At 71.4% G+C, this 17,218-nt stretch carries 18 protein-coding genes; 8 read left to right on the top strand and 10 right to left on the bottom strand.

Going from position 1 to position 17,218, the window contains the following annotated elements; genetic code table 11:
- Window positions 1-42: 42 nt before the first annotated feature.
- From XM48_RS08745 to XM48_RS08725, 5 genes are read right to left on the bottom strand one after another with little or no spacing between them, the layout of a single operon-like run.
- Entirely contained in the window at window positions 43-2,358 is a 2,316-nt protein-coding gene (locus XM48_RS08745) for a sulfatase-like hydrolase/transferase (protein ID WP_046455424.1), read from the bottom strand.
- A 3-nt stretch (window positions 2,359-2,361) separates the two neighbouring features.
- Window positions 2,362-3,153 carry an ABC transporter ATP-binding protein gene (locus tag XM48_RS08740; protein ID WP_084821075.1) on the bottom strand — a complete coding sequence of 264 codons (792 nt, stop codon included), beginning with the start codon at window positions 3,151-3,153 and terminating at the stop codon, window positions 2,362-2,364.
- The gene (locus XM48_RS08735; protein ID WP_084821074.1) at window positions 3,150-3,986 is read right to left on the bottom strand and encodes an ABC transporter permease; all 837 of its coding nucleotides are present in this window, start codon (window positions 3,984-3,986) and stop codon (window positions 3,150-3,152) included. The genes XM48_RS08740 and XM48_RS08735 overlap by 4 nt, the downstream gene beginning before the upstream one ends.
- The gene (locus XM48_RS08730; protein ID WP_046455423.1) at window positions 3,986-4,765 is read right to left on the bottom strand and encodes an ABC transporter permease; all 780 of its coding nucleotides are present in this window, start codon (window positions 4,763-4,765) and stop codon (window positions 3,986-3,988) included. The genes XM48_RS08735 and XM48_RS08730 overlap by 1 nt, the downstream gene beginning before the upstream one ends.
- A 9-nt stretch (window positions 4,766-4,774) precedes the next feature.
- Window positions 4,775-5,785: an ABC transporter substrate-binding protein gene (locus tag XM48_RS08725; protein ID WP_046455422.1), complete on the bottom strand. Its 1,011-nt coding sequence runs from the start codon at window positions 5,783-5,785 to the stop codon at window positions 4,775-4,777.
- A 211-nt stretch (window positions 5,786-5,996) separates the two neighbouring features.
- Here XM48_RS08725 and XM48_RS08720 point away from each other — a divergent pair, with 211 nt between their 5' ends.
- A complete protein-coding gene (locus XM48_RS08720; RefSeq protein ID WP_046455421.1) occupies window positions 5,997-6,629 on the top strand; it encodes a TetR/AcrR family transcriptional regulator in 633 nt (210 codons plus the stop codon).
- Entirely contained in the window at window positions 6,616-7,620 is a 1,005-nt protein-coding gene (locus XM48_RS08715; protein ID WP_052961400.1) for a formylglycine-generating enzyme family protein, read from the top strand. The genes XM48_RS08720 and XM48_RS08715 overlap by 14 nt, the downstream gene beginning before the upstream one ends.
- Before the next feature lie 22 nt (window positions 7,621-7,642).
- Here the strand turns inward: XM48_RS08715 and XM48_RS08710 are convergent, their stop codons facing one another.
- The 3 genes from XM48_RS08710 to XM48_RS08700 all read right to left on the bottom strand — a co-directional run bounded on the left by XM48_RS08710 (window position 7,643) and on the right by XM48_RS08700 (window position 11,831).
- Window positions 7,643-8,383 (bottom strand): SDR family NAD(P)-dependent oxidoreductase, encoded by a 741-nt coding sequence (locus XM48_RS08710; protein ID WP_046455420.1) that lies wholly within the window; start codon window positions 8,381-8,383, stop codon window positions 7,643-7,645.
- Window positions 8,384-8,390: 7 nt separating this feature from the next.
- Window positions 8,391-9,977: a GMC family oxidoreductase gene (locus XM48_RS08705; RefSeq protein ID WP_046455419.1), complete on the bottom strand. Its 1,587-nt coding sequence runs from the start codon at window positions 9,975-9,977 to the stop codon at window positions 8,391-8,393.
- A gap of 135 nt (window positions 9,978-10,112) precedes the next feature.
- Window positions 10,113-11,831 carry a sodium:proton antiporter gene (locus XM48_RS08700; protein WP_046455418.1) on the bottom strand — a complete coding sequence of 573 codons (1,719 nt, stop codon included), beginning with the start codon at window positions 11,829-11,831 and terminating at the stop codon, window positions 10,113-10,115.
- A gap of 101 nt (window positions 11,832-11,932) precedes the next feature.
- Here XM48_RS08700 and XM48_RS08695 point away from each other — a divergent pair, with 101 nt between their 5' ends.
- The 4 genes from XM48_RS08695 to XM48_RS08680 all read left to right on the top strand — a co-directional run bounded on the left by XM48_RS08695 (window position 11,933) and on the right by XM48_RS08680 (window position 14,448).
- Window positions 11,933-12,589 carry a TMEM175 family protein gene (locus tag XM48_RS08695; protein ID WP_046455417.1) on the top strand — a complete coding sequence of 219 codons (657 nt, stop codon included), beginning with the start codon at window positions 11,933-11,935 and terminating at the stop codon, window positions 12,587-12,589.
- 31 nt (window positions 12,590-12,620) lie between these two features.
- Window positions 12,621-13,505 carry an arginase family protein gene (locus XM48_RS08690; protein WP_084821073.1) on the top strand — a complete coding sequence of 295 codons (885 nt, stop codon included), beginning with the start codon at window positions 12,621-12,623 and terminating at the stop codon, window positions 13,503-13,505.
- 101 nt (window positions 13,506-13,606) lie between these two features.
- Complete coding sequence (locus tag XM48_RS08685) at window positions 13,607-13,909, top strand: hypothetical protein (RefSeq protein WP_046455415.1); 303 nt, start codon at window positions 13,607-13,609, stop codon at window positions 13,907-13,909.
- Between the two features lie 8 nt (window positions 13,910-13,917).
- A complete protein-coding gene (locus XM48_RS08680) occupies window positions 13,918-14,448 on the top strand; it encodes a GNAT family N-acetyltransferase (protein WP_046455414.1) in 531 nt (176 codons plus the stop codon).
- Here the strand turns inward: XM48_RS08680 and XM48_RS18595 are convergent.
- Window positions 14,430-14,552: a hypothetical protein gene (locus XM48_RS18595; RefSeq protein WP_255350851.1), complete on the bottom strand. Its 123-nt coding sequence runs from the start codon at window positions 14,550-14,552 to the stop codon at window positions 14,430-14,432. The genes XM48_RS08680 and XM48_RS18595 overlap by 19 nt on opposite strands.
- 41 nt (window positions 14,553-14,593) lie before the next feature.
- Window positions 14,594-15,082 (bottom strand): maleylpyruvate isomerase family mycothiol-dependent enzyme, encoded by a 489-nt coding sequence (locus XM48_RS08675; protein ID WP_231580848.1) that lies wholly within the window; start codon window positions 15,080-15,082, stop codon window positions 14,594-14,596.
- Window positions 15,083-15,188: 106 nt separating this feature from the next.
- On the opposite strand from XM48_RS08675, the gene XM48_RS08670 reads away from it, so the two are divergent.
- Both XM48_RS08670 and XM48_RS08665 read left to right on the top strand, forming a co-directional pair.
- Window positions 15,189-16,472 (top strand): hypothetical protein, encoded by a 1,284-nt coding sequence (locus tag XM48_RS08670; RefSeq protein ID WP_046455413.1) that lies wholly within the window; start codon window positions 15,189-15,191, stop codon window positions 16,470-16,472.
- A complete protein-coding gene (locus XM48_RS08665) occupies window positions 16,469-17,095 on the top strand; it encodes an N-acetyltransferase (RefSeq protein ID WP_046455412.1) in 627 nt (208 codons plus the stop codon). The genes XM48_RS08670 and XM48_RS08665 overlap by 4 nt, the downstream gene beginning before the upstream one ends.
- Window positions 17,096-17,218 lie beyond the last annotated feature (123 nt).

Genomic DNA, 17,218 nt, shown 5'->3' with positions numbered 1-17,218 from the left:
CCGGAGGCAGGCGATCGCCGGGCCTGCGGTCGCCGCGATCGCTCAGTCGGCGATCGCGGCGACCGCGGCGCCGATCTCGCGCAGCACGGTCCGGTCGTGCTGCGAACGCGCGCCGGGCACGTAGCGGAGCCGCAGGATCGTGCCGCCGCTGAAGCGGAAGCTCCCGTGCCGTTCGTGCAGTTCCCAGTCGACCGGGCCGCCGTAGTCGTAGCCGACGCTGATGCCGGTGAAGGGCGCCATGCCGAGCAGCATCGGCACCCCCGGGATCTCGGCCACCGTCGCGCCGTCCACGTCGAGGCGCAGGCGCCAGCGCATGCCGTCGAGTTCGTCGACGCGCAGCAGCAGCTCGTGCGGTCCCGGGGAGAGCGCCGCGCCGTGCGCGCGATGCATGTCGCCGTAGGCGTTGTAGGTGAGCAGGGGAGCGCCGTCCTCGAACGCGAGGAGGTAGCCGCCGCCCTGGTCGCCGTGGGCGACGACGACGCCGGCGGCTTCGCGGTCCAGGTCAAGCGACGCCTCCACCGCGAAGGATCGCAGCACCGTGAGCTTCGCCGCTCGGAACCGTTCGAGCGGCGGCCGGAACGGCACGAGCGTCACGGGATCCGAGAGCGGAGCCTCCGAGGCGGGGCGGTTGGCGTGGAGCGAGCCGTCGTCGTCGAGCGGGAACACGGTGTTGCGCCAGGCCTCCTCGTGCCACCGCCCGGCGAGCTCCGCGACGCGTTCGGGTTCGGCCGCGGCCAGGTCGCGGGTCTCGGTCGGGTCCTCCGAGAGCCGGTAGAGCTCCCAGGACCCGCCCGCGGCGCCCTCGGCCGGTGCCGGCGGCACGTTGGACAGCGCCTTCCAGTCGCCGTCGACCATCGCACGGCGGCCCACGCACTCGAAGTACTGGGCTTCCCGCCCCTCCGCCCCGGGATCGCCCAGCACGGCGGCGAGGCTGCGGCCGTCGGGCTGCTGAGCCGGCCGGCCGTGCCGCGATTCGAGGGGCGGAACGCCCACGAGATCGAGGATCGTCGGGGCGAGATCCGAGACGAACACGAACTGGTCGCGGAGGCCGCGCGCGTCGATGCCCGAGGCCGGCCAGGAGACGACGAGCGGTGCGTGCACTCCGCCCTCGTAGGTCGACGACTTGAACGAGCGGAACGGGGTGTTCGAGACACGCGCCCAGCCGCTCGGGTACTGGCTGAAGAGCTTCGGCCCGCCGATCTCGGCGGGATCGCGCGGCACGTCGCGCACCCAGTCGTCGGGCAGTGCGGCGGCGTGCCCGAACTGGGCGAAGTAGCTGCGCGTGCCGCTCGACCCGCCCTCGGCGGTGCCGCCGTTGTCGCTCGCCAGCACGATCACCGTGTTCTCCAGCTCGCCGAGTTCCTCCAGCCGCGCGACGAGGCGGCCGACGCTCTGGTCGATCTCGTCGACCGCCGCGGCGTAGACCTCCATGTGGCGGGCGAACAGCTCGCGCTCCTCGGCGCTCAGCGACTCCCAGCGGGGGATCCGGTCGTCGTCGGCCTGATCGCCGCTCGGCAGCTGGGCGCGATCGGGCACGATCCCGAGTTCGCGCTGCCGCGCGAAGCGCGCCTCGCGCAGGGCGTTCCAGCCGTCCGCGTAGCGACCCCGGTGCCTGGCGATGTCGGGGGCCTTCGCCTGGATCGGGCCGTGCACCGAGGTGTGCGCGAAGTACAGGAAGAACGGCTTCGCGGCGTCGTTGACCCGCAGCTCGTCGATCATGGCGAGCGCCGCGTCGGTGAGCTCGTCGGTGAGGAAGTACCCCTCGGGGAACTCCGGCACGTCGACCACCGAGTTGTCGCGCACGAGCCGGTGCGGATGGTGCAGCGAGGTGAAGCCGTCCATGCTGCCGAAGTAGTGGTCGAAGCCGCGCTGCAGCGGCCACGATGAGCGATCGGCCGCGTCGTGCAGTCGCGACTCCGACGTCAGGTGCCACTTGCCGACCATGAAGGTGGCGTAGCCGCCGGCGCGCAGCGACTCGGCGAGGGTCGGGGCGTCCTCCGGCAGTTCGCAGGTGAAACCGGGATATCCGGGATCGGTGTGCGCGACGTAGCCGAAGCCCGCGCGGTGCGGGTTCAGCCCCGTCATGAGCGCGGCCCGCGCGGGCGAGCACATGGGGGCCGTGCGGTAGTTGGTGAAGACCCAGCCGTCGCCCGCGATCCGATCGATGCTGGGTGTCGGGATCTCGCTGCCGAACGGTCCGAGGTCGCTGAAGCCGAGATCGTCGATGAGCACGACCACGACGTTGGGGGCGTCGGCCCGGGCTGTGTACCGGGGGCGCCACCAGGGTTCGGACTCGGATGCGAACTCGCCGACGCGGCCGCCGAAACCCTCGTACCCCCGTCGTTCCTGTTCCGCCACGGGCTAGCCCGCCTTCCGGATCAGCTCGAAGACCTCGGTGCGCAGCTCGGCGAACTCGGGCCTCGCGCGGGTCGCGATCTGATCCCGCGCGCCCTCGAGACCGACGTCGATGATGCGGGTCACCCGGGCCGGCCGCTCGCCGAGCACGACGATCCGGTCCGACAGGTACACGGCCTCGTCGATGTCGTGCGTGACGACGACGATGGTCATGCCGAACTGCTCGCGGACGCGCAGGCAGAGGTCCTCGAGTTCGAAGCGGGTCTGCGCATCGACCGATGCGAACGGCTCGTCCATCACGAGCACCTCGGGGCGGTAGGCGATGGCGCGGGCGATCGCGACGCGCTGCTGCATGCCGCCCGAGAGCTGCCACGGATACTTCGCCTCGGCGCCCGAGAGCCCCACGGCGGCCAGAGCCGAAGCGATGCGCTCCGCCTGTTCGGCCTTCGGCAATCGGAGGTGCTTGAGCGGGAGGCGCACGTTCTTCTCGACCGTCAGCCAGGGCATGAGCGAACGCGTGTACTCCTGGAACACGAGCGCCATCTCCTCAGGCGGCCCGTCGATCGGCTTGCCGTCGATCCGGGCCGAGCCCGACGAGATCGACTGCAGCCCGGTCAGGCACTTCAGCAGCGTCGTCTTGCCGATGCCGGACGGACCGACGATGCAGACGATCTCGGCGGCCTGCACGTCGAACGTGAGGTCGGCGATGACCGGGACCGCGCCCTTCTTCGTCTCGTAGGTCTTCGCGAGGCCCGAGACGCTGAGCCGCGCGGGGGCGTCGAGTGCGGTGGCGTTCATAGGTTCTTCTCCTGCTGTCGGATGGCGATGTACCAGCGCAGCACGCGGCGCCGGAGGAGTACGAGCAGGGCGTTCGCGACGTAGCCGAGGACGCCCAGGACGAGGATGCCGACCCACATGTCGGCGATCATGAAGGACTGCTGCGCGAGCAGGGTCATCGCGCCGAGGCCGAGCGATGATCCGAGCATCTCGCTCGCGATCATGACGACGAACGCCGTGATGAGGCTCACCTGCACGCCGGAGAGAATCCGCGGGCTGGCCTCGGGCAGGGCGATCGTGACGATCCGGTCCCACCGACCGATCCGGTAGATCCGGCCGACGCTCACGCGCTCGGGATCGAGTGCCCGGATGCCGTCGATCGTCGAGATGAGCACCGGGAACACCGCCGAGAGCGTGATCGCGAGGATGCGGGTCTCGTTGCCGAAGCCGAGCAGCGACACGAAGATCGGCACGAGGGCGACCGGCGGGATCGCGCGGAAGAAGTGGATCGTCGGCTCGAGGAGCCACGACAGCCAGCGCACGGTGCCGAGGGCGATGCCGAGCCCGACGCCGATCGCGCAGGCGAGCAGGAAGGAGAGCAGGAGATTGCCCACGGACGAGCCGACGTTCGTCCAGAACGCCGGGGTCGCGGAGAGCTCCGCGAGCCGGGTCAGGATCGTGCGGAGCGGCGGGAAGAACGTGTTGGTGGAGTTCGCCGAGGCGAACCACCAGGCGGCGAGCAGCAGGATCGGGACGGCGATCTCGGCGCCGATCAGCGCCCATCTCGGCACACCGGAGCGGCGCTGCCTGCGGGCCTCGCGCGTGCGGACGAGGACGGTCGAGGTGAGGGTCATCAGGCCACCTGCTTCCGGTGCTGGGGGTGCCAGTGCAGCAGCCGGCGCTCGCCCCACTGGCTGAGGCCCTGCACGATGAGCCCGAGGATCCCGAGCACGAGCACGTAGGCGAAGAGCTTGCTCTGGTCGCCCGCGATCTGGGTGAGCAGCAGGCTCTGGCCGAGGCCGGGCCCGCCGCCGAGGAGGCCGGCGACGACCGCGACGATGAGCGCGGTGGGTGCGGCGACGCGGATCGCGGTACCGATGTAGGGGAGCGCGCTCGGCAGCACGATCCGGGCGAGGATCTCGCTCCGGCCGAGACCGTACGAGCGCCCCGTCGCGGTCGCGACCGGATCGGTGTCGAAGACCCCGGCGGAGGCCTGCACGACGATCGAGACGAAGCAGCCGATGAAGACGAGGAAGATCCCCATGCCTGCGGTGGGGCCGAGCACGAGCACGACGATGGGCAGGATCACGATCGGCGGGATCGGCTTCAGGAATTCGAGGGGAACCCGGGTCGCGTGCATCGCGAGCGGGGAGACCCCGATCCCGATGCCGAGCAGGATGCCGGCGACGGCCGCGATGACGAGCCCGGCGAGCGCCATGGCGACGGTGTCCCACGTGGCGATCCACATGGCGGGCGTGCCGAGCAGGCCGAGCAGCGCGGCGATCGCCTCGGTCGCGGTCGGCAGCGGGGAGTCGGCGAGCGGCCCCGTCGTGGCGGCGAGCTGCCAGAGGCCGAGCGCCGCCACGACGCCGAGGGCGCCGGTGCCGAATTGCAGAAGTCGGGGTGAGCGCATGGTGCCGGATCAGCCTCCGAAGATCACGCCGTCGAGCTGCACGGGCTTCTGGAGGAAGCCGAGCGCGACCATCTTGTCGTTCGGGCGCTGCAGATCCTCGAGCTTCACCGCGGTGGGCCAGACGGGCACCTTGACCTCATCGACCGTCAGCTTCGATCCCGTGTACTTCAGCCCCGCCTCGATGGCCTCCTTCGGGTGCGCGGTGGCGTACTCGTTGGACTTGACGATGGCCCGCTGGAACGCCTCGATGGCCTGCTTCTTCTGCTCGACCGTGGAGCTGCCCGCGGTCCAGAGACCGGTCGCGCCGGTCTCGAAGAATCCGATGGAGGGTGCGGCGAGCTGCTTCGCGCCGAGGGACGCGGCCTCGGTGGTGAAGGGGCTGACGAGCCCTGCTGCGTCGACCTTGCCGCTCTTCAGCGCGGCGACGGCGGAGGTGAAATCGAGCACCACCCAGTTGACCCCGGTGGTGGGATCGATCCCGGCCTTCTCGAGCTCGCCGGCGATCACGACCTCGAGCTGCGCCTTGCGGGCGGGGATCGCGATGGTCTTGCCCTTCAGGTCCTTGACCGAGGTGATGCCGCTCGCGGGGCTCGCGAAGAGGCCGGTGTCGTCGAACGCCGCGGGGTCCTTCACCGCCGACGCGTCGGCGGGGTAGCCGTCGGCCGCGCCGATCACCTTGATCGGGACGCCCTGGCTCAGCGCGTTCAGCAGCGGGATGCTCGGCGAGTAGGCGATGTCGACCTGGCCGCCCTGCACCGCTGCGAGGCCTGCGGGCGGGTTCGCGACGATCGAGGTCTCGATCTCGAGGCCCTCGTCCGTGAAGAAGCCCTGCTGGATGCCGGTGAGGAGGCTGCCGTCCGACGTGAGGCCGATCGTGGCGACCTTGAGCTTCGTCAGGCCGCCGGAGCCGCCGGAGCCCTCGGCACCCGCGTCGCCGCTGCCCGAGGCGCAGGCGGTGAGCGCGAGCGCGACCGCGGGGATCAGGGCGAGTGCGGCCAGCAGGCGGTTGGACTTCTTCATGAGCGACTCCTTCGTCGACGTGGGGGAGAGCGGCGAGCTCGCACCCTTTTAATCACCAGGTGGCGACTCAAAGAATAATCTCCAAGTGGCCGCGAAAGATTTCGGTCCGGTAACGTTTCGTCACCAATTGGTGACGAAAAGCCGTTCGCGGGCCGAAACTCGGTCGTACCGGGGACCGGGTTCCCTATGATCGATGCATCGGGAGGGACGCATGCCGAAGATTGTCGATCACGACGAGCGCCGTACGCACATCGTCGAAGCGGTGACCCAGATCATCATCAACCACGGCTTCGAGCGCGTGACGATGCGGGAGATCGCCGCCGAGGCCGGGTACGCGCACGGCGCCATCACCCGCTACTTCCCCAACAAGCAGAGCCTGCTGACCGCGGCGTTCCTGCACGTCTTCAACGGGTCCCACGAGCGCACCATCGCGCGCTGCGCCGGGGTGCGCGGGCTCGAGGCGCTGCGGCGGATGTCGGAGGAGCTGCTGCCGTTCGAGGAGGCCGGCCCCCAGAAGTCCCGCGTCGTGCTCTCGTTCTGGGACCGGGCTGCGCAGGACCCGGAGCTCTGGGAGATCCACCACGACAACATCCTCAAGCGGCGCGATCTGATCCGCCGCTTCCTCGCCGAGGCGCGGGAGGACGGCGAACTCGCCCCGGACCACGACATCGAGAACGAGGTGAACCGCGTCTCGGCGCACAACGCCGGCTGGCAGATGATGGCGGTGCTGACGCCCGAAGCCGCGACCGATCCCGCCATGCACGCGAGCATCGACGCAATGATCGCCGAGCTGCGCGGCGAGCGCCCGGCAGCGATAGCGGGGGCGCGGGATGCCGCAGCCTGAGCCGCACGGATCCTGCTGCTCGCCGCGCGCTGCGGAGGGCACCGGAGCCGCGGTCGGCCACGCATCGCCGACGGTGCCGCTCCCGGCCCCCGCGATGCCCGGAACGGGCACGGCGGCGCACGACTCCGAGCAGTGCGCGATCCCGGCCGGGGTCTTCGCGATGGGGGATTCCTCCGGCGACGGCATCGAGGCCGACGGGGAGCACCCGGTGCACGCGGTCGAGCTGGGCGCGTTCGAGATCGACGCGACCGCCGTCACGAACCTGCAGTTCGCCCGCTTCGTCTCGGCTACCGGCTACGTCACCGAGGCCGAGCGGCTCGGGGCCTCCGCGGTGTTCCACCTGCTCGTCGACGCGCCCACCGCCGACATCACTAGGCCAATCCCGGGCACGCCGTGGTGGATCGGCGTCCGCGGCGCCGACTGGCGGCATCCCGGCGGCCGGGCCTCCTCGCTCGTCGGGCTCGAGGACCATCCCGTCGTGCACGTCACCTGGAACGACGCGAACGCGTACTGCGCCTGGGCCGGGCGGCGCCTGCCCACGGAGGCGGAGTGGGAGCGCGCCGCCCGTGGCGGCCTCGAGGGCGCCCGGCACCCCTGGGGCGACGCGCCCATCGACGGCAGCGACGGGGTGTGGCGGGCGAACGTCTGGCAGGGATCCTTCCCCGCGCACAACACGGCCGAAGACGGCTGGATCGGCACGGCGCCGGTGCGCAGCTACTCGCCCAATGGCTACGGCCTGTGGCAGCCCGTCGGCAACGTCTGGGAGTGGTGCGCCGACCGCTTCGACCCCGAGACGTACGCGGCGCGTGTAGCCGGGGCCGAGCCGGTGCGGGACCCGCGCGGCCCCGAGAGCGGCTCCGAGCGCGTGCTGCGCGGTGGCAGCCACCTGTGCCATCCGTCGTACTGCAACCGCTACCGCAACTCCGCACGCTCGCGGAACACCCCGGGGTCGTCCATGGGCAACGCGGGCTTCCGCACGGTCGGCGTCTGAGCCTCCGCTCAGATCGCGACGGTCAGATCGCGACGGTCAGATACCCGCCGTCCACCGGCAGCACCGCTCCGGTGATGAAGGACGCCGCATCGGACGCGAGGAACGCGATCGCTGCGGCCACTTCGTCGGCCGCGCCGAAGCGGCCCAGCGGGGTGCGCGACAGGATCCGCTCCTTCGTGGGCTCGTCGAGCCCGGCCGCGAGCGGCGTCTCGATCCACCCGGGAGCCACCGAGTTCACCCGGATCCCGTCGGCGGCCCACGCTTCGGCGAGCGACTTGGTGAGCTGAACCACGCCGCCCTTCGCCGCCGAGTAGGCCGCGCGCGATCCTCCGCCGAAGAAGGCGAACATCGACGCGATCGTGATGAGCGATCCGCCCGAGGCGCGCAGCAGCGGGCGGGACAGCTCGGCCACCCGGTACACGGCGCCGAGCTGGATCGACAGCACCCGTTCGAACGCCTCCCACTCCAGCTCGCGCTCGCCCAGGCTGATCCCCGCGGCGGGCACCAGCACGTCGAGCCGGTCGAGCCCGTCGATCACGGCGCGCACCGCGGCCTCGTCGGTGACGTCCACCTCGTGCAGCTCGATCGGAACCCCGGACGGTACCGGGGTACGATCGGCGCCGAGGCCGATCGCGATCACCCGGGCGCCGAGCCCGGCGAACAGCTCGGCCGCCGCGAGCCCGATGCCCGAGGTCCCTCCGGTGACCAGCACCGTGCGCCCCGCGAACAGTCCGGGCGCGAACGCCGCTGCACCGCCGTCCATCGCGCGCCTACCGCTCGCCGGCGAGCACGAAGCCCGCGCCGAGCTCGCCGATCAGCACGGCGGGCGCGTTCGTGTTGCCCGTGGTCACGCGGGGCATGATCGAGGCGTCGATCACGCGCAGCCCGTCGACGCCGTGCACCGCGAGGCGGGGAGAGACGACGGCGAGCTCGTCGACGCCCATCTTGCAGGTCCCGACCTGGTGGTGGTAGGTCGCGAGGGTGCTGCGCACGTAGTCGACGAGATCCTCGCCGTCGCCGATCCCCGGACCGGGGTAGATCTCGGTCGCGCCCCAGCCGCCGTCCTCGGGAGCCGCGGCCAGCGCCGACTGCGTGCCGATCCGGCGGCACTGCCGCACCGAGGCGACGAGCGATGCGACGTCGTCCTCGTGGCTGAGCGCCTGCGGGTCGAGGCGCAGCGGATCCGTGGGCGCCGGCCCCGACAGGGTGATGGAGCCGCGCGAGCTCGGCGTCACGAGCCCGCCCATGAGCGAGAATCCGTTGTCGCCCGCGGGCTCCAGGAAGTCGCCGTACATCGGCACCGAGAACAGGATCGGCTGCGTATCGGGCCGGTCGAGTTCGGGGCGGCTCTTCCAGAACAGGTGCGACTGGGTCACCGAGACGCCCTCGCGCGGCGGGTCGATGGGGCGCTCGGCGGCGAAGATGACGGGCGCGAGGTAGTGGTCGTGCAGGTTCTTCCCGACGCCGGGCAGATCGACCCGCGGCTCGATCCCGACCTCGCGCAGCTCGTCGGCCGGGCCGATGCCCGAGCGCAGCAGCACCCGCGGGGAGTCGATCGCGCCGGCCGAGAGGATCACCTCGTCGGCGAACAGCTCCCGCAGTTCGCCGGCCTGGGCGAAGCGCACGCCGATCACGCGCGGACGCGCGGCGGGGTCCGCGTTCGCATCCTCGGCGAAGATCAGCTCGTGCACGTGGCAGCCGGTCTCGACCGCGACGCGATCCCGCACCGGCTTCAGATAGGCCATGTAGGTGTTGAAGCGGCGGCCGTCGCGGATCGTCACCTGCTGTTGCGAGACGCCCTCGATCTCGGCGCCGTTGTAATCGGGGTTGAGCGGCAGCCCCTCCTCGACCGCGGCGTCGATGATCGACCGCTGGATCGGGGAGAGGGGGTACTCGTCGGTGACGTCGAGCAGGCCGTCGGTGCCGTGCAGCGCCGGGTCGCCCGATCCGTGGAAGTTCTCGATGCTGCGGTAGACGGGCAGCACGTCGTTCCAGCCCCAGCCGGGGTTGCCGAGCGATTCCCAATGGTCGAAGTCCTGCGGGGTGCAGCGCACCCAGATCATGGCGTTCAGCGAATGGGATCCGCCGAGCACCTTGCCGCGCGGCCAGTGCAGGCGATGCCCGTTCGCGCCGGGCTGCGGTTCGGTGAAGTAGTCCCAGTCGTCGGGTCCGTGCCAGAGCTCGCCCATGCGGCTCGGATCGTGGATCGCGGGATTGCCGTCCTCGCCGCCCGCCTCGAGCACCGTGACCGCGACCCCGGCGTCCGCGAGCCTGCGCGCGACCACCGACCCCGAGGATCCGGCTCCGACCACGATCGCGGTGCGAGGCTGCACGCCCTCGCCGAGCTGCTCCGACATGAGAACTCCTCTCCGTCGCGGCACCCTTGCCGCGCACTCCCTTCGAGGCTGGCATCCGGGCGCGCGGTGCGTCGAGGCCGGCGCGCGGGTCGTGCCCGCTCAGACAAGCCGGCCGCCCCTCAGGTCAACGCGTCGTCACCCGATCGTGCCGTTCTGCGAGGTGCGCGCGAGATCGGTGTCGAGCACCATCTGCGCGAGCTCGAGCGCCTCCGACGAGTACTGCCCCGAGGCCCGGGCATCGATGAGCGCCGCCTGTTCGGCGCTCAGCATCTCGCGGAACAGCGCGTTGCGCTGCGCGGCGGATCCCGACTCGGGCGCGTACCGGATCTCCCAGAAGTCCTGCGCCAGCTGGGCCCGGCGCGCGGTCACGTCCTCGATGTGCTCGGGATCGTAGGCCTCGCCGTCGGCGCGTCGTAGCTCGGGGCTGTTCAGCCGCTCGGATCCCGCGGTGATGAGCAGGTCCACGAGCTCCTGCACCTCGGTGTTGCGGGCCTCCTCATCGGGCCCCGAGATCCCGAGCCACCGGATCACGAGGGGCAGGGTGGAGCCGTAGAACACGAGCGTGAAGACCGCGACCGTGAACGCGATCAGCACCAGCTGCGGACGGAACGGCACCGTGTCCGGCAGCGACTGAGCTGCGGCGAGCGTGACCACGCCGCGCATGCCCGACCACGCGATCACCGCGCCGCCCCGCCAGCCGAGCCCCTCGCCCGCGAGCGCCTGCCACTCGGTGCGCCTCCGCTGCAGGCGAGCGCCGAAGCGCTCCCAGCGCGGGCCGCGGTCGGCGAGGTCGATCTGCGCGGCGTCGATCCGCTGCAGGAACTGGTCGGCGCGCTCGAGGTGCCGTTCGGCCTTGCGCTGCTGCCTGCGTGCGGAGAGCAGCAGCGGCCAGGTGAAGAACATCCGGATGATGAGCAGCGCGAGAACGACGATCAGACCGATCCCGACGGCGGCCCACACGCTCAGACCGTCCCGCTGCACCTCGGCGATGATCGTCGAGATCTCGTACCCCATCACCAGGAACACGCCGTTCTCGAGCACGAGCTGGATCGTGCGCCAGTTCATCCGCTCGCTGATCCGGTCCTGGGCCGTGAGGTGGCGGGTCGCCTTGAAGCCGGTGACGAGCCCCGCGACGACGACGGCGAGGACGCCGGAGGCGTCGAGCGCCTCGGCGGGGAGGAATGCGAGGAAGGGGACGACGAACGAGATCGCGGTGGTGAGCGTCGGTTGGTCGATGCGCGAGCGCACCCAGACCGTCACGACGCCCACGACGGCGCCGATGAGCAGGGCGACGACCACCGAGAACGCGAAGTCGGAGGCGACGTCGAGGAACGCGAAACCACCGGCCGCCGCGGCGACCGCGGAGCGCAGCAGCACCAGCGCGGTCGCGTCGTTCACGAGCCCCTCGCCCTCGAGCACGGTGACGAGGCGCGGCGGCAGTCCGAGGCGCTTGCCGATCGAGGTCGCGGCGACCGCGTCCGGCGGTGAGACCACCGCGCCGAGCGCGATGCCGATCGGCAGGGGCAGCCCGGGCAGCAGCCAGGTGAGCAGGAAGCCGATGAGCACGGAGGAGAGCACGACCAGCACGACCGACAGGCCGCTGATGGCGCCGAAGTTGCGGCGGAAGTCGGTCATCGGCACGTTGACGGCCGCGGCGTACAGGATCGGTGGCAGCACGACGGTGAGGATCAGCTCCGGCGGGATGTCGAGCGGCTCCTGCCCGGGGATGAAGCTCGCGCCGATGCCGAGCACTACGAGGAGGATCGGCGCGGCGATGCCGATCTTCGGCGCGAGCCAGCTGCTCCCGATGACGAGCAGGGCTCCGAGCACGAACAGCAGCGCGATCGATTCCATGGGCGGCCTCCTCGGTGTCGCGCCCAGCATGGCACCGAACACGGGCCGGATCCAAGCGGGGCTGCCGTGCGATGCGGACGGCCGGTGCTAGCATCCGTCGCATGAGCGAGGGTCGTCCCGACGAAGAATCCCGCAACTACGCCGCCGAGCGGCCGAAGGCCTTCGTGGACGCCGTCGTCGCGATCGCCATGACGCTGCTGATCCTGCCGCTCATGGAGAGCGTGGGCGAGGCCTCATCCTCGGGCGAGGACACGCTCGAGTGGCTCGGCGGCCATCGCGACCAGCTGCTCAGCTTCGGCCTGAGCTTCGTGATCATCGCGATGTTCTGGATGAGCCACCACCGCCTGTTCGCGCACGTGCACCTCGTGTCGAACCGGCTGCTGTGGCTGCTCGCCGCCTGGATGCTCTCGATCGTCTGGCTGCCGGTCGCGACAGCGATCTCGGGGCAGATGTCGGGGGAGGATTCACTCGCCCGCGTGCTCTACATCGGCAGCATGATCGTCACCGCGCTCCTCTCGCTCGTGATCCGGCTCTATCTGCGCCGCAACCCCGAACTGCACACGACCCCGCTGGCCACGCTGCGCGACGGCACGGCCGTCGACCTGGCGATGGCCACGCTCTTCGGGCTCTCGCTGCTCATCGCGGTGCTGTCGCCCCCCATCGGCTACTACTCGATGGTCATCATGTTCGCGATGGGGCCGCTGGAGGCCCTCTACGCGAAGCTGATCGGTCGGGCGTTCTCGGGTTCCGGGTCTTGACCGGTTCGTCGCGGACTGGTTGCGTGAACGCATGATCATCGACGGTGTCATCGGCATTCCCATGGACTCCTCCGGCCGATTCGCGGGGTGCGAGCTCATGCCCGCGGCGCTGCGGGAAGCCGGCATGGCGGGCTGGCCGGTGCGGGATCGGGGCAACGTGCAGGCGGTGCTCGCTGATCCGCGCCGCGACCCCGACACCGGGATCATCGGCTTCGCCGACCTGGTGAACGCCTCGGTGGTGGTGCGCGACGCGTTGGAGCCCGTGCTGCGGACCGGCGAGCGTCCGCTCGTGACGGGTGGCTGCTGCAGCATCCTGCTGGGCACCTTCGCCGCGGTACGGCGGATCCGACCGGACGCGGGGCTCGTGTTCATCGACGGGCACTTCGACATGCACGAGCCGCACCGCAGCGAGACGGGCGAGGCCGCCGACATGGAGGTCGGGATCCTGCTCGGAGCGGGCCCGGCCGAACTCTCGGGGCTCTCGGGCGCGGAGCGGTCCGTCGAGGACGAACGGCTCGTCGTCATCGGCCCCCGCGACCACGACGAAATGCGGGACTCCGGTTCCCCGCTGCCCGCCGAGGCGCACCCCGTCGTGCTCGTGATCGACGAGCCGGAGCTCCGAGGGGGCGGAGTCGACGAGGCGGCGTCTCGGACGCTCGCCCGGCTGGGTGCCTCGGAGTCCGACGGGTTCTGGGTGCACATCGACTTCGACGTGCTGAGCACCGCGGCGTTCCCGGCGATCGACTACCCGCTCGCGGGCGGGCTCGACTGGGAGCAGCTGACGAAGATCGTGCGCCCGCTGGCGCTCGACCCCGGGTTCCTGGGGATCAGCGTGTCGATCCTCAACCCGCGGCTGGACCCCGACGGCGCGACCGCCGCGCGCACCGAGCGCTGGCTGCGCGCGGTGCTCGACTGAGCCCGCCCCGGCCCGCGCGCCGAGGTGCGCTACCGTCGAACGGTGCCTGCCCCATCCACCCGAGCGAACCCGTCCCGTCCCGCGAACCGAGGGCGTGCGGCATGAGCGGATTCGGGCCCTGGGCGACCGCGTTCGCGGTCGGCGTGTTCCTCGTCTTCTTCCTCCGCTACGTACGCGCGATCACCCGGGACGGTCGGCCCGATCCCGTCGCGGTGGCGGCGGCCCGGGGTGCGGCGATCCTCCCGGCGCTCCTCACGGTCGGCGTGCTGATCGGCGAGCTCGCCGTGTCGCTCCTCGTGCCGGGCATCGCGGGCTGGGTCGCGTACGGCATGGGCGCCTCCGCGCTCGCGGGCGGGATCTGGGCGATGGAGCGCGGGGTCCGCGCCGCGCGCGCGTCTGCTTGACTGGTCGCATGGCCGTCACGCTCGTTCGCCCCACGATGGATCTCTGCGCTGCCTGGGCGGAGGCGCTCGCGGAGTTCGGCGGCGCGGACGTGCACGGCATGGGCATGGACGCGAGCACGGTTCCCGACCGCGCGAGCTGCGCGGCGCTGGTGGAACTCGCGGAACGCTTCGCGGATCCCGACGCCGAGATCCCCGCCGACAAGGTCCACGCGGACCACTTCTGGATCGTCGACGGCGACGAGGTCGTCGGGTTCATCGGACTCCGCTGGGAGCTGAACGCGTACCTCGCCCACGCCGGAGGCCACATCGGCTACTCGGTGAAGCCGTCGAGCCGACGGCGCGGCTACGCCGGTGCGGCGCTCCGGCTCGCGCTGGACCAGGCGCGCGAGCGCGGGATCGACCGGGTGATGATCACGTGCGACGACGACAACCCGGGATCCGCGCGCACCATCGAGGGCGCCGGAGGCGTGCTGGGCGACCTCATCGATGCGTCCGACGTCGGGCACCCGCGACTGCGCCGCTACTGGATCGAGCTCTGAGCCGAGCGGGCGGCGAGCAGCTCGGCCCCGGGGCCGTCGAACGCTGCGACCGGCACGGGGCGTCCTGACACCGCCATCAGCAGGTCGAGCTCGGTTCCCCGCACCTCGGGTCCCTCGCCCCGGGCTGCTCCGGAGTCCGCGGAGATCAGTCGGAGACCGGCGGCGCGTTCCGCTCCACCGCCGAACGAGACAGGGTGCGCAGCTGGTAATCGAGCGCGTCCCGCACGGCCGGGGCCGGGGAGTCGCCCGAGAGACCGCGCGGTCGGCGCACGTCCTCGCCGTGCACGATCGCCTCGACGAGTCGGGTCGCGAGGTTCGCCGGGGGAGTCCGTCGGAGTCCTGCGGACGCGCGGAACTCCGCGAGCGTCCGCGCGGGGTCCGGATCCTTGCATCGACGGATCCCATCGGCGTTGGCGCGGTCGAAATCGCCTCGGGCGGCGATCATGCTCCGCACGAACGCGATGCGTCCGGTGCGAGCGGTGTCGAGCAGGTGCGCCAGGACGTCGTGGACGCTCCAGCCGGGGCAGAGGGAGGGCCGCTGCCAGTCCGCCGCCGCGATCGTCGCGAGGTCGTCCGCGAGCCGCACACGCTCGTCGTGCACGATGTCCCACACCTCGTTCTTCGAGAGACTCATCTCTGCTCCTGTCCGGCGCGGGCGATTCCCGATACCGAGGGTCGGTCCCCTCATCCTGCACGCTGCGCGGCACAGGGTCCAGGTCGGGCTGTGTAGTGTCGCTCTCGTGAGCACCGCATCGTCATCGCCGCCGAGGACCGGCGCACGGGCCGCCGGTCGCCGGATCGACCGGTGGTTCCGCGAGCTCGGTCTCCCCACCTTCGTGCCGCTGCGCCGATGGTTCATCGACCTGCCGCGCCGCGTCGCGCCGCTCGTCACCGCCGTCACGATCCTGGCGGCGCTCAGCGACGACCAGTTCGAACGCGCGATCGACGAGGCCGTGCGCCTGGTGCCCGAGGTCGACGACGGGCAGTGGATCGTCGTCACCATCGTGCTCGTGGTGCTCGCGATCCTCGCGCTGCTCGCCTGGGCCGGATACCGGTTGGTGCGCGCGGCGATGCGACGACTCTCGCCCGCGGTCGGCAATGCGGTCGGCGTCGCCCTGATCCTCGTCTGCCTGGCGCTGCTGATCGTCGGCGGATACCTGGCGAAGCCCGGTGCCACCGTCGGCCCGGCCTTCTCCGCGATCGCGACGGTCCTCGTCTGCATGCTCATCACCGGCATGGGCGGCGGTGCGCTGCTGTCCTGGGGCACCCGGCTCGCGGTGCGCAACGCCTCGGCGGTGGGGCACATGGCCTCGATCGCGCTTCCCGTGATCCTCATGCTCGTCGTCTTCGCGTTCTTCTCGGCCGAGGTGTGGCAGATGTCCTCCGCGCTCCACTGGGGCAGCATCGCCCTGGTCGGGCTGGTCGTCGGCGCACTGGCGCTCGTCGTCGTGCTCCGCGTCTGCGCCTCCGAGATCGACGACATGGGTCGCGTGCTCAGCGCGGATGAGCGCGGGCATCTCTTGACCGGAACCCCGGTCGAGGGGCGTCCCGGCGCGGAGCAGGCGCCGACCCGGCCGCTGCGCCTGATCCAGCGGATCAACCTGCTGCTCGTGATGGCGGTCGCCCAGCTCATGCAGGCCCTGCTCTTCGCCGCGCTGCTCTGGTCGCTGCTCATGATCATCGGCGGGATCGCGGTTCCCGTCGGGGTGGTGGAACTGTGGGTGGGGCCGGGGACTCCCGCGCACCCGCTGCGCGTAGAGCCGCTCGTGGTCGGCGGCGCGACGCTGCCGATCACCGTCAACCTCGTCAAGTCCGCGGCCGTGCTGTCGATCATCTCGACGCTGCCGTTCGTGTTCTCCGCGGTGAGCGAGGCGCGCTACCGCGAGCGCTTCTTCGACCCGATCATGGCCGACATCCGGCGCGCTATCGTGGTGCGTGACGCGCTGCTGGCGAAGCCGGGGGCGTCGGGCCCCGCCGTCGCACTCGAGGCGGGCGATGGAACGACTCCGAGGAACGATCGATGACCCAGCCTCAGCTGCCCGAGGGCGTACGCCCGGCGACCGCGGACGACGCCGACGAGATGGCACGGATCCTCAGCGCCGCGTTCCTCCCCGATCCGGTCTGGGGCCCGCTGTTCCCGGAGCCCGATCCCGCCCGCCGTGAGGCCCAGACCCGCGCCTACTGGCGATTCATGGTCGACGAGGCGCTGCGGCACCCCGACTCCCTCGTGCTCGAGGGCGAGGCGGGCGGGCTGCGCGCGATCTCGGTCTGGCTGCCGCCCGGGGCCGACGAGGTCGCCGAGGACGCGCACGACGCCTACGAGACGATGGTCGTGGATCTGCTCGGGCCCGAGGCGGCGCCGGCGATGTTCCGCTCGGGCGAGCAGTTCGGCGCGGCCCGGCCGACGGATCCCCACGCCTACCTGACGCTGCTCGCGGTGGCGCCGGGCGCGCGGGGCGGCGGGTACGGCATGTCTCTGCTGCGGGCCGGCCTGGAACGGTACGACGCGGCGGGCATCCCCACCTACCTCGAGTCCTCGAACCCGGCGAACGACGCCCGCTACGAGCGTCTCGGGTACGCGCCCTACGCCGTGGTCCGGCTCGACGACGGCGGGAGCGCGCAGACCTACTGGCGCGATCCGGCCTGACCTGTCCCGGTGGGAAGCCTGAAATGCGCGTCGGAATTGGCGCTTTTTCGGCGGTCATATCAACTGGATAACGTGACTATTTTGTAATATCGGAATGCGATCGCGCGCTCATATGATTCGAAC

Source organism: Leucobacter sp. Ag1 (genome assembly GCF_000980875.1).
Taxonomy (GTDB): Bacteria; Actinomycetota; Actinomycetes; order Actinomycetales; family Microbacteriaceae; genus Leucobacter; species Leucobacter iarius.
This window is presented reverse-complemented; position numbering and strand designations above follow the sequence as displayed.

What these genes read in the sequence shown, in the direction of transcription:
- XM48_RS08665 (WP_046455412.1), top strand. Translation starts at nt 16,469, where the DNA reads ATGACCCAGCCTCAGCTGCCCGAGGGCGTACGCCCGGCGACCGCGGAC.
- XM48_RS08680 (WP_046455414.1), top strand. Translation starts at nt 13,918, where the DNA reads ATGGCCGTCACGCTCGTTCGCCCCACGATGGATCTCTGCGCTGCCTGG.
- XM48_RS08690 (WP_084821073.1), top strand. Translation starts at nt 12,621, where the DNA reads ATGATCATCGACGGTGTCATCGGCATTCCCATGGACTCCTCCGGCCGA.
- XM48_RS08705 (WP_046455419.1), bottom strand. Translation starts at nt 9,977, where the DNA reads ATGTCGGAGCAGCTCGGCGAGGGCGTGCAGCCTCGCACCGCGATCGTG.
- XM48_RS08710 (WP_046455420.1), bottom strand. Translation starts at nt 8,383, where the DNA reads ATGGACGGCGGTGCAGCGGCGTTCGCGCCCGGACTGTTCGCGGGGCGC.
- XM48_RS08685 (WP_046455415.1), top strand. Translation starts at nt 13,607, where the DNA reads ATGAGCGGATTCGGGCCCTGGGCGACCGCGTTCGCGGTCGGCGTGTTC.
- XM48_RS08735 (WP_084821074.1), bottom strand. Translation starts at nt 3,986, where the DNA reads ATGACCCTCACCTCGACCGTCCTCGTCCGCACGCGCGAGGCCCGCAGG.
- XM48_RS08695 (WP_046455417.1), top strand. Translation starts at nt 11,933, where the DNA reads ATGAGCGAGGGTCGTCCCGACGAAGAATCCCGCAACTACGCCGCCGAG.
- XM48_RS08725 (WP_046455422.1), bottom strand. Translation starts at nt 5,785, where the DNA reads ATGAAGAAGTCCAACCGCCTGCTGGCCGCACTCGCCCTGATCCCCGCG.
- XM48_RS08715 (WP_052961400.1), top strand. Translation starts at nt 6,616, where the DNA reads ATGCCGCAGCCTGAGCCGCACGGATCCTGCTGCTCGCCGCGCGCTGCG.
- XM48_RS08700 (WP_046455418.1), bottom strand. Translation starts at nt 11,831, where the DNA reads ATGGAATCGATCGCGCTGCTGTTCGTGCTCGGAGCCCTGCTCGTCATC.
- XM48_RS08720 (WP_046455421.1), top strand. Translation starts at nt 5,997, where the DNA reads ATGCCGAAGATTGTCGATCACGACGAGCGCCGTACGCACATCGTCGAA.
- XM48_RS08675 (WP_231580848.1), bottom strand. Translation starts at nt 15,082, where the DNA reads ATGAGTCTCTCGAAGAACGAGGTGTGGGACATCGTGCACGACGAGCGT.
- XM48_RS08730 (WP_046455423.1), bottom strand. Translation starts at nt 4,765, where the DNA reads ATGCGCTCACCCCGACTTCTGCAATTCGGCACCGGCGCCCTCGGCGTC.
- XM48_RS08740 (WP_084821075.1), bottom strand. Translation starts at nt 3,153, where the DNA reads ATGAACGCCACCGCACTCGACGCCCCCGCGCGGCTCAGCGTCTCGGGC.